A 13,777-nucleotide genomic window follows, 5' to 3' on the forward strand; every position below is an offset into this window, starting at 1 on the left:
GGCGGGTCCGCCGCCGACCCGGCCGCCGACCCGGCGCCCGCGTCGTCCGACGGTGGCGGGGTGGGGCGGGGATCGGTCCAGACGTCCGCGGCGTCGACGAACGCCTGCGCGCTCGGCAGGTGGGAGAACACCCCGGGGGTGCGGCCGAGCCGGACCGGGTCGCCGGGGATCTCGACCTGGCCAAGCTCGGGATGGGCGTGCACCCGGCGCATCCCGTTCGACGCGACGACGTCCCCCGCCCACCACTCGTCGCGGGTCTGCGCCGGGGCGTTGGGCACCCCGGCCTCGGTCAGCAGCCGCTCCCAGTGGGCCAGCGGCCGCTGCGCGAACCTCGCCGCGAAGCGTTCGACGACCGGGGCGCCGACGCCGGGGCGCAGCATGTTCATCATCGAGCCGTCCACGCCCGGCAGGGTCAGCACCTCGAACAGGTCGAGCACGTCGAGCGCGGTGAGGAACAGCGGCTCGGTAAGCGCGCCGAGGTAGAGCCAGCGGTCGTCGGAGCAGCGGTAGAGCCGGTAGTTCGGCGACGATCCGCCGCCCCCGGGCTGGCTCGCGCGGAGGATCCCCTCGGCGTCGGTGAGGCTCGCGGCCTGCATCGCCGCCGTCGCGTGCAACCCGCTGACCAGCACCGCCTGCCCACGGCCGGCTCGGTCACGGTCGCGACCCAGCAGGGCGGCCGCGGCGGCGGTCGCGCCGAGGATGGCCTGGCCGTAGGCGACGATCGGGGTGACCAGCGCGAGCGGATGACCGTCATAGGAGCCATGCTCGCCCGACGCGCTGGACACTGCGTCGGCGAGCAGCGGGTCGGCCGGCAACCGGCCCCACGGCGCCGCCGGGGCGAGCAACGGCAGCCACAGGTGGATCAGGCCCGGATGCGCTGCACGCACGCGGTCCGGGTCGAGGCCGTCACGGTCAAGATCGTCGGGGGTGCCGTCGACGACGACCACGTCGGCGGCGCCGAGCAGGCGGCGCAGCTGCGCGGCCCCGGCGGGGGTCGTCCGGTCGAGGGCGCACAGCCGCTTGTTGCGGTCCCAGCACAACTGGCCGGGGCCCTCGTCGAACGGGCCGCGCCCCGGCGGGAGTAATCGCACCACGTCCGCGCCCTGGTCGGCGAGGTACATCGCGGCCATCGCCCCCGCGATCGCCCCGCTCGCGTCGAGAACCCGCACGCCGTCATACGCGCCACTCATCCCATGCCCTCCCGCCGTCGTCGCCCTGCCGTGCGCACCGCCCGGTCACGCCGACCAGGCCACCAGGCTCCCCTCGGCGGCCACCAGCGCACTCCCGCGTCCACCCTAATTCGTCAATTCATGCAGCTCAGTCAGTTTTCGACCCCATGTGCGTGGCATCCGCGCGGTCACGATGTATGCCAGGACATCGGTGACCGGCCCAGGGCTCGCCCGGATCGCGGGTCGGTCGAGGTAGGGCCGATAACCGCGCCCACATGATCTCCAGCGGTCGGGACGTCTGCGCCTGCGCCCCAGAACGCACCGCAATCCGCTTGGCACGCACACCTTCTTGTGATCACGGGGCGAGATGCGCGAGCTTCTTGATCCAGACCGTCGAGGTGAGGAGGTAAGGAGGTGAGGGGTGACGGCGGGCCGGATCAGGCCGGGGATCAGAAGGCGAGCTGGAGCTGGCGTTTGAGGACCTTGCCCATGGAGTTGCGCGGGAGTTCGGCGACCAGTTCGAGCTGCTCGGGGAGCTTGTAGGGAGCGAGGCCCTCGGCGCGGCAGAACGCCACGAGCGCCGCCAGTGTCGGCGCCGGCTGGTCGGGGTCGGGCACGACGACGGCGACGGCGCGCTCCCCCGTGCGGGCGTCGGGCAGCCCGACGACGGCGACCTCGGCGACCGCCGGATGGCGCAGCACGAACGCCTCGACCTCCAGCGCCGAGATGTTCTCCGCGTTGCGGATGATGATGTCCTTCAGCCGCCCGGTCACGTGCAGCCAGCCGTCGGCGTCGACGTAGCCGAGATCGCCGCTGTGCAGGTAGCCGGCCTCGTCGAAGGCATCGGCGTCGCCGGTGGGATCGGTGTAGCCGGCGAACAGCTGCGGGCCGCGCAGCCGCAGCTCGCCTTCCTCTCCGGGCGCCGCGGGCGTCTCGTCGGCACGCACGACCCGCACGCTCACCCCGGGCGCGGGGCGCCCGGCGGTGCGTTCCATCCGGTCGTCGGGGGACCCGGGCGCGGCATAACCGACGACCGGATGCTCGGTGAGGCCCCAGCCGTTACAGATCCCGGCCCCGCCGAGCTCGGCTCGGATCCGCGTGTGCAGGCCCGGCTCGTTGGGCGCCCCGCCGGAGACGCACAGCCGCAGCCGGGGAAACAGCGGTTCGGCGCCGTGGCGGCGCTGCGCGTCGAGGTAGGCGTGGAAGAACGGGGCGGCGCTGCCGAGCATCGTCACGCCGTGGCGGGCGAGCATCCCCGGGGTGGACTCCCGGTCGAAGGTCTCCACGAGCACGCCGGAACACCCGACCCGCACCATGAGGCCCAGCATCCCCGGGCCGCCGATGTGCGCCAGCGGGAACGGGATGGAGGCGACGTCGGCGTCGGTGAACTCGAGCTGGTAGACCATCCCGTTGGAGCTGGCGAGCACCGAACGGTCGGTGTGCCGCACGCCCTTGGGCACGCCCGTGGTGCCCGAGGTGTAGAACACCCAGCGCACCGCGTCACCGTCGGCGTCGACGGGCGGCAGCACCGCCGGATCGCCCAGCGGCAACGCGATCTCAATCCCTGCCGCGGCGGCGCCCGACACCGCAGTCGGCACGGCGGCCGGATCGCAGACGAGGACGCGGGCGTCGTGGCGGGCGGCGACCTTCTCCGCCATCGTCCGGTGGTCGAACCGGCGGAAGACCTCGGGGACGACGATCCAGCGCGTCCCGAGCTGGCCGACGATGAAGTCGACCTCGGCCTCGCGCAGGACCGGGATGAGCGGGTTCTGCACCGCGCCGAGGCGGGCCAGCGCGGACATGAGCACGGCGGCCTCGATCGTCGTCGGCAGCTGCCAGCTCACCACCTCCCCCGGGCGCACCCCCAGCTCCCACAGCCCGGCGGCGGCCCGCTCGACGACATCGCGGAACTGGCGGTGGGTCAGCCGCCGCCCGCCCGCGTCGACGAGCATCGCCAGGTCCGGGGTCGCATGCGTCCGGCGCTCGATCAACTCCCACCAGGTGACGGCGTCATTGATGACGGAGACCGGCACGCGAAGCACCCTTCGGACTCGCTGCGTCTCGGCAGGCGGAACCAACGCCAACGAGATCCCCGCGAATGGTGGAGGAATCCCGGCGCAGGATACGGAGGACACCAATTCGCCGAGCGTAGAACACTATTCTATGAAGCCACCGCGAGGAGCGTCAATGACGGGACGCCCCGGAGCAACCCGCTTACTCGACGTGCGTCCGCGGCGGGATCAGACCCGACGGAAGACGGCGCGGGCGACGCTGACGACGCGGTCCGCGCGGCCCTCGTCGCGCAGGGTCAGCTGCGTCGCGATCCGCTCGGAGCGTCCGCTGACGACCTCGGCCTCGACCCGGAACGGCCCGGCGACGCCGGGGCGGACGAACATGACGATCCAGCTGTCGACCTGCAGCGCGTCGGTGCCGGCGTGCGCGGCGGCGGCGTCCATCGCCGCGACCTCGAAAGCGATGTTGATCGGTCCGAGGTGCAGGGCCGCGTGCGGCGAGGACAGCTCCGGGGTGACCTCGGGCAGCCGCCAGAACCCGTCCTCGCCGCGGCGCGCCCCGAACACCTGGTGCAGCGGCGGCAGCGACGGCGAGTCCACGACCGGGACCGGCGGGTTGGCGACCTTCTGATAGTCCTCGGGGACGTCGCCGAGACTCACCCCGGTGCCGCACGACACGGCGATCACCCGGCTCGGGTCGTCGGCGTCGACCGTCAGCGACCGGCTGAAGCCCATGGTGCGGCCGAGATGGATGACGTCGCGGTGCACGACGACACCGCGGACGTCGCGGGCGCTGTCGAGGATGTCGTAGGACATGACCACCGGCGCCGGCACGCACTGGCTGTCCAGCCAGTAGGGCTCGGGCGAGGCGATGCACAGCGGCGCCGCCATGATGCCGCCGGTGGAGTTGCGCATGTCGTGGCGCAGCGGCATCGTCTCGAGTTCGACGGCGGTGTCGAGATCGGGGCTCAGCTTTCCCAGATACCGGTAGCTGAGGAGGGCCGTCCAGGCCTCCTCGAACTGCTTCCAGTGTTCTTCCGGGGTGACTTCACGAATATCCCTGACCATTCCTGGACGGTACTACAGGGATACCACGGTGACATCGCCCCGGAATTCTTTCCGCACCTGGCGCAGTTCGGGTCAGGAGCCGACGGCCGGCGTGGGGACGAGCGTGGCGGCCAGGGCTTCGACGTCGCCGAGGGAGCGCAGCAGGTCGTTGAGGTGCGTGCAGGTGGAGATGCCACGGAAGGCGCCGCCGACCAGCCCGCGCACGGCGCGGACGTCGGTGCCGACGAGGCGGTCCGCGCTCGCGCCGGCCAGCGGGCACTCGACCCACGGCAGCACCCGCGGCTGCGCGGCGACCGTCACGACGGTGAACGTCTCGGCATCGATCTCGGCGGTCAGGCCGTACTCGTGGACGACGGTCTCGTCGCCGTCGGAGTCGACATAGGTGTCGCGGAACATCGCGTCGACGTCGAGCAGCCCGTCGCAGGCGGTGAGGTCGAGGCGCCGACGGCGGCGCACCCCGTTCACGCCCAGCGGTGGCAGCTCGTGCCAGGCGGCCGGGTCGTCGGGGTCGGCGAGGTCGGGGGCGACGGGGCCGGACATCGGCGGCAGCTCGCCCTCGGTGCGCAGGGAGATCATCATTGTGCCGTCGGAGCGCCAGCCCGAGCAGATGTCGGCCTGGGCCATGCCGCCCGGATGCGGCCCGTTCTCACCGGGCTCCACCGCCCAGGCGTAGCCGGAGATGATGACCGCGCCGGGCACGTCGTCGAGCAGCAGATGCCCCAGCGAGGATCCCTCGGCCGGCAGGGCCGCGGCGATGGCCCTGCGGAACCCGCCGGGCACGCTCGCCCCGACCAGCGCCTCGACGCCGGGCAGGGGCGGGTCGGCGAGGACGCGGGCGACGGCGGGGCGCGCCGTGCGGTCGATCTCGACCTCGACCGCCGCGTGCGCCCGCTCGAACCCGGTGCCGGACGGATCGGTGAGCAGGTCGCGGCCCCGCCCGCGCAGCACCAGCGGGCCGGACAGCGCCCGGCCGCCGGCGATGTCGAGGGTGCTGGTGCGCCGGATCGAGCCGGGCCGGCGCCGGGGAGTGGCCGCCGCGGGGATGCGCGGCCCATGGCCGGGATGGCCTGCTCTGATCATCACCGCTCCCCGGTGTCAGGCCCGGCTCAAGCCAGGGTGAAAATAATTCGGCCGCGGGCCCTAGCGGGGCCCGAAGCGCTGCGCGCCGTCCAGGCGGATCGTCTCGCCGTTGAGGTAGGGGTTGGTCAGGATGTGGGTGACCAGCGCGCCGTACTCCGACGGGTGGCCGAGCCGCTTCGGGAACGGCACCGCCGCGCCGAACTTCGCCAGCGCCTCCGGCCCGACCGACTCCATGATCGGCGTACGCATGGTGCCCGGGGCGATGCAGACCACCCGGATGCCGAGCGAGCCGAGGTCACGGGCGGCGGCGAGGGTGAGGCCGACGACGCCGCCCTTGGCCGCCGAGTACGACGACTGGCCGATCTGACCCTCGAAGGCGGCGATGCTGGCCGTGGTCACGACCGCCCCGCGCTCGCCGTCCTCGCCCGGCTCGGTGCGCGCGATCGCCGCGGCGGCCAGGCGCAGCACGTTGTACGTGCCGTTGAGGTACAGGTCGACGGTCTTGCGGAAGCCGTCCATCGACGCCGGGGAGCCGTCACGCTGCACGACCTTCTCGGCGACGCCGAAGCCGCCGTGGGACGCCACCGCGAAACGCAGCGTGCCGAGTTCGCCGGCCGCCTCGATCGTCGCGAGCACGGAGTCGTCGTCGAGGACGTTGGTGCGCGAGTACTTCACCGCGTCGCCGAGTTCGGCGGCGAGCTTCTCGCCGCGCTCGTCGTTGAGGTCGGCGATGATCGCCGACCCGCCCGCGGCGACGATCGCCCGCACCGTTGCCTCGCCGAGGCCGCCGGCGCCGCCGGTCACCAGGGCGACGTTGCCTGCCAGTTCCATCCGGTCCCTTTCCCGTCTGTGTCGTCCCGCCGGGGCCGCGGTCGCCGCTGCGACCGCGTGCCCCACCGTGAGGTCAACCTCGTTACGAGCTCAGCCTTGCTGCGAGCTCAGCCTTGCTGCGAGGACAGAATTGTCACCGCGGACACCGCCGTGGGGCCACCGATGTTGTGCGCAAGCGCCGTGCGGGCGCCGTCGACCTGGTTGGACGCCTCGCCGCGCAGCTGCTCGAACAGCTCCACGCACTGCGCGACGCCGGTGGCGCCCGGCGGGTGCCCCTTCGCCTTCAGACCGCCACTGGGATTGACCGGCTTGGCACCGCCGACGCTGGTCACGCCGTTCTCGATGAGCTTGTAGGCGCCGAACTTCTCGGCGAACCCGAGGTCCTCGTAGCTGATCAGCTCGACGCCGGTGAAGCAGTCGTGCACCTCGGCGACGTCGATGTCCTCCGGGCCGATCCCGGCCATCGCGTAGGCGGCCTTGGACGCCTTCACGGTCGGCGGGAAGGTCGTCATGTCCTTCTTGTGCTGGTGCATGACCCGGTCGAGGCCGAGCCCGACGCCGCGCACCCAGACGGGACGGTCGGTGTAGCGGGCGACGACGTCCTCGGAGACGAGCAGCAGCGCCGCCGCGCCGTCGCTCTGCGGGGTGCAGTCGTAGAGGTTGAACGGGGCGACGACGACGGGCGAGTTCATCGCCTGCTCGACGGTGATCTCGTACCGCAGCTGCGCCTTCGGGTTTGACACGCCGTGCTTGTGGTTCTTCACCGCGACCATCGCGAGGTGTTCCTTGGTCGCCGGCGACTCGTGCAGGTACCGGGCGACGTGCAGGGCGAAGTTCGCCGGGGCCACCAGGCCGAGCGGGTAGTCCCAGGCCATGTCGCGGGTCAGCCCCGCCCACTCCCAGAACGTCGAGCGCGCCGAGGACTCCCGCACCTTGTCCGCCCCGACGACCAGCACCACGTCGAACGCCCCGGACGCGACGCCGTAGAACGCGTTGCGCACCGCGTCGTTACCCGTCGCGCAGGCGTTCTCCACCCGGGTGACGGGGATGTCGAGCAGCCCGCAGGTGTCCGCGAGGATGCCGGTGGGGAAACCGTCCGAGGTCGTGAGTTCGCCGAACCAGGCCGCCTGGATGTCGGCGCGGTCCAGCCCCTTGTCGACGTGCGCGGCCATCTCGGAGACCGCCATCGGCAGCAGTTCCTTGATGCCCAGGCCGAAATGCTCGCCGAACGCCGTCATCCCGGCGCCGACCACCGCCACCCGTCTCATCGCACCGCTCCCTCGGTCACACCCGCGGCCGCATCGGCCGTGTCCGGATACAGCGCATATCCGTAGTCCGGAATTCCTGAGCGGACCGCGACCCGGCGCAGCACCAGCCGGCCGCGATCGCCGATCTGCACCGTGCCGGCCGGGGCACCGGTCACCTTCACCAGCGCGCGCACCTCGACGTCGTCGAGCTGGACGATCGCCAGCGAGTACGGCGTCGGCAGGCCCGGCACGGGGACGTGCACGGTGACGATCGTGTACACCTCGCCGGTGCGCGGCAGCGGGGTCAGCGACCAGCCGTCCTCCGAGCCGCAGTTGATGCACCGCCGGCGCGGCGGCAGCGCCAGCGTGCCGCAGGCGTCGCACTTGCCCGCGTCCCAGCGCAGCTTCGCGTCGAAGGCCCGTTCGTAGGCGGCCAGCGAGATCGCGATGTCCGGGCCGGGGGTGCGGGTCAGCTTCTCCGGCGCCAGCAGCGCCGGCTCGTCGCGGTGCACCGTGGGCACCCCGTCGACGCGCAGCGCCGTCGCCGAGCCCTGCTCGACGGCGAGGACCAGCCCGCCGGCGCCGACCTCGACGAGCGCCGCCAGCGCGAACAGCGCCGCGCTCGCGCCGGTCGTCGGCAGCGTCGGCGGCACCCCGGCGCACAGCGCGCGGGCCTGCTTGGCGGGCAACCCCGCCACAACCACCGGCTTGTCGGGCAGGTCGAGGCGCTCGATGGCGACCCCGACGCCGCGCTCGCGCTCCAGCCGGGCATCCGAGTAGTCGCGCACGCCCCCGCCGGTCTCACGGCTGTGCACCGGCAGGCTGCGCACGACCCGGCCGACCAGTTCCACGCCGACGCCGTCACCGACACCGACGGCGACCAGCACCGCGGCCGCGCCGACCGGGCCGGTCTCGGCCGCGTCGACGCCGACCACCAGCGTGCCGGCCTCGGCACCGGCCAGTGCGTCGAACACCGCCGGCCCGCCGCCGACCTGTTCGACGACGGAGACGTCGTCGGGCAGGCCGATGCCGGCCAGCAGCGCGGCGCCGTTACCGCCGACGAGCAGCGGCAGCTCCCGGGTCACGAAGAACACCCGGCGCACGTCCAGCTCCGGGCCGGCGCCCGCCAGCGCCGCCCGGGCGGCGGCGACGGCCAGCGTCAGCGCGTCCTCATCGGGTCCCAGGACCCGTCCCCGCGCGCCGCCCCAGGGGGGCAGATACGTACCGACAGCGGCCACCGTCGTCATCGCGTTGTCTCCTCTCGCCGCCAGCCAGGACTTTCGCCGATCGGGCCACGACCGTTCGGGCCACGACCGTTCGCAGCTCCCACCGCTCAGGACACGATGCTCAGGCCGGCCAGCCCCGCCGGGGCGGTGCCCAGCACGACGCGCAGCCCGGCGTCGAGCTCGGCGGCGTCGAGGCGCCCGCCACGGGCGGCGCTGTAGCCGCGGCGCACACTCCACGGGTCGACCGGATGCACGGTGTTGCCGTCGATGCGCAGGACCCGTCCGGTCAGCCAGCCGGACGCCTGCGAACACAGCCAGGCGACGACCGGGGAGGAGTTCGCCGGGTCGAACCGGTCGAACCCCTCGGCGGCGCCGGGCTGGGCGAGGCCCGTGCCGGCGGTCATCCGGGTCGCGGCGACCGGCGAGATGCAGTTGGCGGTCACGCCGTAGCGGCCGGCCTCCAGCGCCGTCGTGAGCGTCAGGTTCGCGATGCCGGCCTTGGCCGCGCCATAGGCGGCCTGGCCGACGTTGCCCGCCAGGCCCGTGCCGGAGGTGGTGTTGACGATCCGCCCGGCGACCGGGCGGCCCGCCTTGGACTCGGCCCGCCAGTAGTCGCAGGCGTGCTTGGTCAGGGCGAAGGTGCCCTTGAGGTGGACGCCGATCACGGCGTCCCAGTCCTGCTCGGTGAGCGAGGTGATCGTCGCGTCCCGCAGGATCCCGGCGTTGTTGACGATGGCGTCGAGCCGGCCGAACCGCTCGACCGTGTTCGCCACGAGGGAGCGCACCGCCGCCCAGTCGGTGACGTTGCCGGTGTCGCGCACCGCGACCCCGCCGGAGGCCTCGATCTCGGCGACGACGGCGTCGGCCGGCTCCTCCTGCGAGTTCTCCCCGCGGACTCCGACGCCCAGGTCGTTGACCACGACAGTTGCCCCGTGCGCGGCCAGTTCGAGGCTGTGGCTGCGGCCGATTCCCCGGCCCCCGCCCGTCACGATGACGACGCGTCCCGCCAGCAGACCCTCACCCTGTTGCTGCACCCGTAAGCTCCTCTGCCCGGTCAGTCCGCACGGCGACGCTGGCGACTCTAGGGGATACTTGACATATTCGTCAAACCTTAGTGTCATGAGGCCATAATCCTTGCTCAGGCCGCCCCGGCGTGCCCCTGCAAGCCGGGATTTCCCGCCATACTTGACACCCCAGTCGGCAGCTGGGTTTCCGGCACCGCGGCCGCCTCCGGTGGGCCGGCGCAGGCACCCCACCGACCCCCCGAGGAGACTGCCCATGCCGAGCGAGATGGACCAGTTCGTCGCCGAGGTCACCACGTTCCTCGACGCACATGCCACCCGCCGTGCCCGGGCGGCCGAGGACGTCGCCTGGGGCGAGGGCGAGGACCGGATCACCTACTTCAGCACCGACCCGCCCGAGGTCGAGAATGCCAAGGTCGCCGCGGCGAAGGCGTGGCAGCGCACCCGCTACGACAACGGCTTCGGCTGGCTCACCGGGCCGACCGCGTTCGGCGGGCGCGGCCTGACCACCCTGCACGACCTCGTCTACGACGGCCTGGAGGCCGCCTACGAGGTGCCCGAGACCGGGGTGCTCTCCCTCATCGGCCTCGGCATGATCGGCCCGACGATCCTCGCCCACGGCACCGACGAGCTCCGGCAGCGCTACCTGCCCAGGCTCTACAGCGGCGAGATCATCGCCTGCCAGCTGTTCAGCGAGCCGGCCGCGGGCAGCGACCTGGCGGGCCTGGAGACGAAGGCCGTGCGCGAGGGCGACGGCTGGGTGCTCAACGGGCAGAAGGTCTGGACGTCGGTGGCGCACCACGCCGCGATCGGGCTGGCGCTGTGCCGCACCGACCCCGACAAGCCCAAGCACCGGGGCATCACCGCGTTCATCGTCGACATGACCGCCCCCGGGGTGGACATCCGCCCGCTGCGCCAGATGAGCGGCGGCTCCGAGTTCAACGAGGTCTTCCTCACCGACGTCCACGTCTCCGACGACCACCGCCTCGGCCCCGTCGACGGCGGCTGGGGGGTGGCCCTGACCACCCTGATGAACGAGCGGGCCAGCGTCGGCGGCGAGGGCGCCGGCCCGGTCGGCCGCGCCGTCGCCCTGCCGTTCCTCACCGAGCTGCTGCGCGCCAACGGCCGCCTCGACGACGGCGCCGCCCGCCGGCGCCTCGCCGAGCTGCACGCCGACACCCTCGCCACCGAGTACCTCAACCACCAGATGATCCGCAAGTTCCGCGCGGGTGAGCAGCCCGGCCCCGAGGCGTCGGTGTCCAAGCTGATGTACGCCCAGAACCTCACCCGGGGCGCCCACTTCGCCGCCGAGATCATCGGTCCCCGCCTGATCGCCGACACCGGCGCGTGGGGCACCTACTCGTGGACGGAGCTGCTGCTGTCCACCCCGGCGCTGCGGATCCTCGGCGGCACCGAGGAGATCATGAAGAACATCCTCGCGGAGCGGGTGCTCGGTCTGCCCAAGGAGCCCGGCATCGACACCAGGTCGCCGTTCCGGGAGCTCCGTCGGTCGGTCGGTTCCACGGGATCGGGAAGGTCTGGAGAATGAGCACCGAGGACACCACCAGCACTGAGCTGGACGAGCTGCGCTCGGCGGTACGCGACTTCATGGCCGCCAAGGCCGACGAGCGCGCCGTGCGCGCCGCGATCGACTCCGAGCGCGGCTATGACGACAAGGTCTGGGCACAGATGGCCGAGCAGCTCGGCCTGCAGTCGCTCGCCCTGCCCACCGAGCACGGCGGCGACGGCTACGGCCTCGTCGAGCTCACCGTGGTACTGGAGGAGATGGGCCGGGCGCTGCTGCCCTCGCCGTTCCTGTCCTCGGTGGTGCTCGCCGGCACCGCGCTGGTCGCCGCGGGCGGGGACGAAGCCGGGCGGATCCTGCCGGGCATCGCCGCCGGCACCACCACCGCCACCCTCGCCCCGCCGTCCGTCGACGGCGGCTGGTCGCTCGGCGGGCGCGGCGCCGGCGACGCCATCGCCGTCACGGCGAGCGCCGGCACGGACGACGTCACCCTCGACGGCACCGCCCCGCTCGTCCTCGACGGCGCCGGCGCCGACGTGCTCCTCGTCGTCGCGGGCGGCCCGGCCGGCCCCGGCCTGTACGCCGTCGACGCCGGCGCCGGCGCCGCCGGGCTGACCCGCACCCCGCTGCCCGTGCTGGACCTGACCCGCCGGATCGCGAAGGTGACCTTCGCGGCCACCCCGGCCCGCCTGGTCGGCGCGGCCGGCGGCGCGGCGGCGATCCTCGACCGGGTCCTCGACGTGGCGACGACGGCGCTGGCCGCCGAGCAGGTCGGCGGCGCGCGGGCCTGCCTGGTGGCGTCCACCACCTACGCCAAGGACCGCGTCCAGTTCGGCCGGCAGATCGGCAGCTTCCAGGCCGTCAAGCACAAGGCCGCCGACATGCTCACCCGCGTCCAGGTCGCCGACGCCGCGGCCCGCGAGGCCGCCCGCGCCGTCGACGGCGTCGCCGACGCCCCCGACCCGGGCGTGGCCGCGGCCGTCGCGCACGCCGTCTGCTCCGAGGCGTTCCTCGCCGTGGCCACCGAGAACATCCAGGTCCACGGCGGCATCGGCTTCACCTGGGAGCACGCCGCGCACCTGTACTACCGGCGGGCGAAGGCCTCCCAGCTGCTGTTCGGCGGCCCGGCGGTCTACTACGAGCGGCTGCTGGCGAAGGCCGGCGTGTGAGCGCCGCCCCGGACCCGGCCACCGCGCCCGGCGCGGGGACGGGCACCGTCGTCCCACCCGCCGCGCCACAGCCGGGTCCGGGGCTTGCCGCACCAGGCCCCGGCCCGGACGTCGCGGGCACGGTGCGCACCGCGGCCGGGCTGCGCTTCACCGGCCTCGCGACCACCGTCGGCGACGGCGCACGGGCCACCGTCGATCGGGTGCCCGACGCGGAGGCGCTCGTCGACCTCGCCACCGGCCAGCGGCTGAGCTACCGGCAGCTGTGGGACGCCGCGACCCGGGTCGCCGGCGGCCTCGTCGCCGCCGGCGTCGACCGGGGTGACCGGGTGGCCGTGCGGCTACCCAACGGCGCGCCCTGGTGCGCGGCGGTGCTCGGCGCGCTCCTCGCCGGTGCCGTGCCCGTCCCCGTCAACACCCGGCTGACCCCGGCCGAGGTCGCCCACATCGTCACCGACTCCGGCGCCACGCTGGTCATCGACGACCCGGCCGCACTGCCCGACGGCCCGGCCACCGTCCGCCTCGCCGAGGACCCGGAGGCGCTGGCGGCGCTGTTCTACACCTCCGGCACCACCGGCGCGCCCAAGGGCGCGATGCTGTCGCACCGGGCGCTGCTGTCCGCCGCCGAGCAGTGCCGCCGCGCCCTGCACCTCGGGCCGACGGAGGTGACCCGGACGCTCGTCGCCGCACCGCTGTTCCACGTCCTCGCCTTCGGCATGCAGTGGCTGCCCGCCCTGCTCGCCGGCGGCACGGTCGTCATCGCCACCCATTTCGAGACCGGCGCCTGGCTGCGGGCGATCCGCGACGAACGCATCGACGTGCTCAACGGCGTGCCGGCGATGTACTGGCAGGCGCTGCGTCACCCCGACTTCCCCCGCACCGACGTCTCCCATGTCCGGCTGGTCAGCTACGGTGCGGCGCCGACCCCGCCGAGCCAGGTCGCCGAGCTGCTCGCCGCGTTCCCCGCGGCCCGGTTCGGCCCCGGCTACGGGCTGACCGAGGCCGCCTGCGTCAGCGGCCTGGACCACGACGAGGTGCTCGCCCACGCCGACACGGTCGGCAGCGCGGTGGCCGCCACCGAGCTGCGCCTCGACGGCCCCGAGGCCGCCGAGGGCGTCGGCCAGCTGCTCGTGCGCGGCCCGCAGCTGATGAGCGGCTACTGGCACCGGCCCGAGGCGAGTGCCGAGGCGCTCGACGGCGGCTGGCTGCACACCGGCGACCTGGCCCGCATCGACGACGCCGGGCGCATCCACCTGCTCGACCGCATCAAGGACATGATCAACCGCGGCGGGGAGAACGTCTACAGCATCGAGGTCGAACGGGTGCTGGCGGCGTTCGGCGGCGTCGGCGAGGTCGCCGTCGTCGGCGTGCCCGACCCGCGCCTCGGCCAGCGGGTCGCCGCGGCCATCGTGCCCCGCCCCGGCACGACCG

11 protein-coding genes are annotated in these 13,777 nt (G+C 73.7%); 3 read left to right on the top strand and 8 right to left on the bottom strand.

All coding sequences use genetic code 11. The features are described 5' to 3' along the window. The 8 genes from NBZ85_RS17120 to NBZ85_RS17155 form a co-directional block, all read right to left on the bottom strand. Positions 1-1,190 (bottom strand): CoA transferase (locus NBZ85_RS17120; protein ID WP_261562221.1); only part of this gene is annotated, 1,190 nt, incomplete at its 3' end. A 428-nt stretch (positions 1,191-1,618) separates the two neighbouring features. After that, the gene (locus NBZ85_RS17125; RefSeq protein WP_261562222.1) at positions 1,619-3,202 is read right to left on the bottom strand and encodes a class I adenylate-forming enzyme family protein; all 1,584 of its coding nucleotides are present in this window, start codon (positions 3,200-3,202) and stop codon (positions 1,619-1,621) included. A 207-nt stretch (positions 3,203-3,409) separates the two neighbouring features. Beyond that, positions 3,410-4,249: a hypothetical protein gene (locus tag NBZ85_RS17130; RefSeq protein ID WP_261562223.1), complete on the bottom strand. Its 840-nt coding sequence runs from the start codon at positions 4,247-4,249 to the stop codon at positions 3,410-3,412. 72 nt (positions 4,250-4,321) lie between these two features. Continuing rightward, a complete protein-coding gene (locus NBZ85_RS17135; RefSeq protein ID WP_261562224.1) occupies positions 4,322-5,329 on the bottom strand; it encodes a DUF2889 domain-containing protein in 1,008 nt (335 codons plus the stop codon). A gap of 60 nt (positions 5,330-5,389) precedes the next feature. Beyond that, the gene (locus NBZ85_RS17140) at positions 5,390-6,160 is read right to left on the bottom strand and encodes an SDR family NAD(P)-dependent oxidoreductase (RefSeq protein ID WP_261562225.1); all 771 of its coding nucleotides are present in this window, start codon (positions 6,158-6,160) and stop codon (positions 5,390-5,392) included. Positions 6,161-6,267: 107 nt separating this feature from the next. After that, entirely contained in the window at positions 6,268-7,428 is a 1,161-nt protein-coding gene (locus NBZ85_RS17145; RefSeq protein ID WP_261562226.1) for a thiolase C-terminal domain-containing protein, read from the bottom strand. Further along, positions 7,425-8,654: a Zn-ribbon domain-containing OB-fold protein gene (locus NBZ85_RS17150; RefSeq protein ID WP_261562227.1), complete on the bottom strand. Its 1,230-nt coding sequence runs from the start codon at positions 8,652-8,654 to the stop codon at positions 7,425-7,427. The genes NBZ85_RS17145 and NBZ85_RS17150 overlap by 4 nt, the downstream gene beginning before the upstream one ends. Before the next feature lie 86 nt (positions 8,655-8,740). Continuing rightward, a complete protein-coding gene (locus tag NBZ85_RS17155) occupies positions 8,741-9,667 on the bottom strand; it encodes an SDR family NAD(P)-dependent oxidoreductase (protein WP_261562228.1) in 927 nt (308 codons plus the stop codon). Between the two features lie 244 nt (positions 9,668-9,911). Between NBZ85_RS17155 and NBZ85_RS17160 the strand changes: the two genes are divergently transcribed. The 3 genes from NBZ85_RS17160 to NBZ85_RS17170 form a co-directional block, all read left to right on the top strand. Continuing rightward, the gene (locus NBZ85_RS17160) at positions 9,912-11,204 is read left to right on the top strand and encodes an acyl-CoA dehydrogenase family protein (protein ID WP_261562229.1); all 1,293 of its coding nucleotides are present in this window, start codon (positions 9,912-9,914) and stop codon (positions 11,202-11,204) included. Next, on the top strand, positions 11,201-12,349 hold the full coding sequence (locus NBZ85_RS17165) for an acyl-CoA dehydrogenase family protein (RefSeq protein WP_261562230.1): 1,149 nt from the start codon (positions 11,201-11,203) through the stop codon (positions 12,347-12,349). Before NBZ85_RS17160 ends, NBZ85_RS17165 begins: the two co-directional genes overlap by 4 nt. After that, the coding region (locus tag NBZ85_RS17170; protein ID WP_261562231.1) for a class I adenylate-forming enzyme family protein at positions 12,346-13,777 on the top strand (1,432 nt) is incomplete at its 3' end. The genes NBZ85_RS17165 and NBZ85_RS17170, both read left to right, overlap by 4 nt.

Origin of the sequence: Frankia tisae (genome assembly GCF_025403405.1) — a bacterium.
Taxonomy (GTDB): domain Bacteria; phylum Actinomycetota; class Actinomycetes; order Frankiales; family Frankiaceae; genus Frankia; species Frankia tisai.

Coding starts and splice junctions, on each gene's coding strand:
- NBZ85_RS17130 (WP_261562223.1), bottom strand. CDS start 4,249: ATGGTCAGGGATATTCGTGAAGTCACCCCGGAAGAACACTGGAAGCAG.
- NBZ85_RS17135 (WP_261562224.1), bottom strand. CDS start 5,329: ATGATCAGAGCAGGCCATCCCGGCCATGGGCCGCGCATCCCCGCGGCG.
- NBZ85_RS17140 (WP_261562225.1), bottom strand. CDS start 6,160: ATGGAACTGGCAGGCAACGTCGCCCTGGTGACCGGCGGCGCCGGCGGC.
- NBZ85_RS17145 (WP_261562226.1), bottom strand. CDS start 7,428: ATGAGACGGGTGGCGGTGGTCGGCGCCGGGATGACGGCGTTCGGCGAG.
- NBZ85_RS17150 (WP_261562227.1), bottom strand. CDS start 8,654: ATGACGACGGTGGCCGCTGTCGGTACGTATCTGCCCCCCTGGGGCGGC.
- NBZ85_RS17160 (WP_261562229.1), top strand. CDS start 9,912: ATGCCGAGCGAGATGGACCAGTTCGTCGCCGAGGTCACCACGTTCCTC.
- NBZ85_RS17165 (WP_261562230.1), top strand. CDS start 11,201: ATGAGCACCGAGGACACCACCAGCACTGAGCTGGACGAGCTGCGCTCG.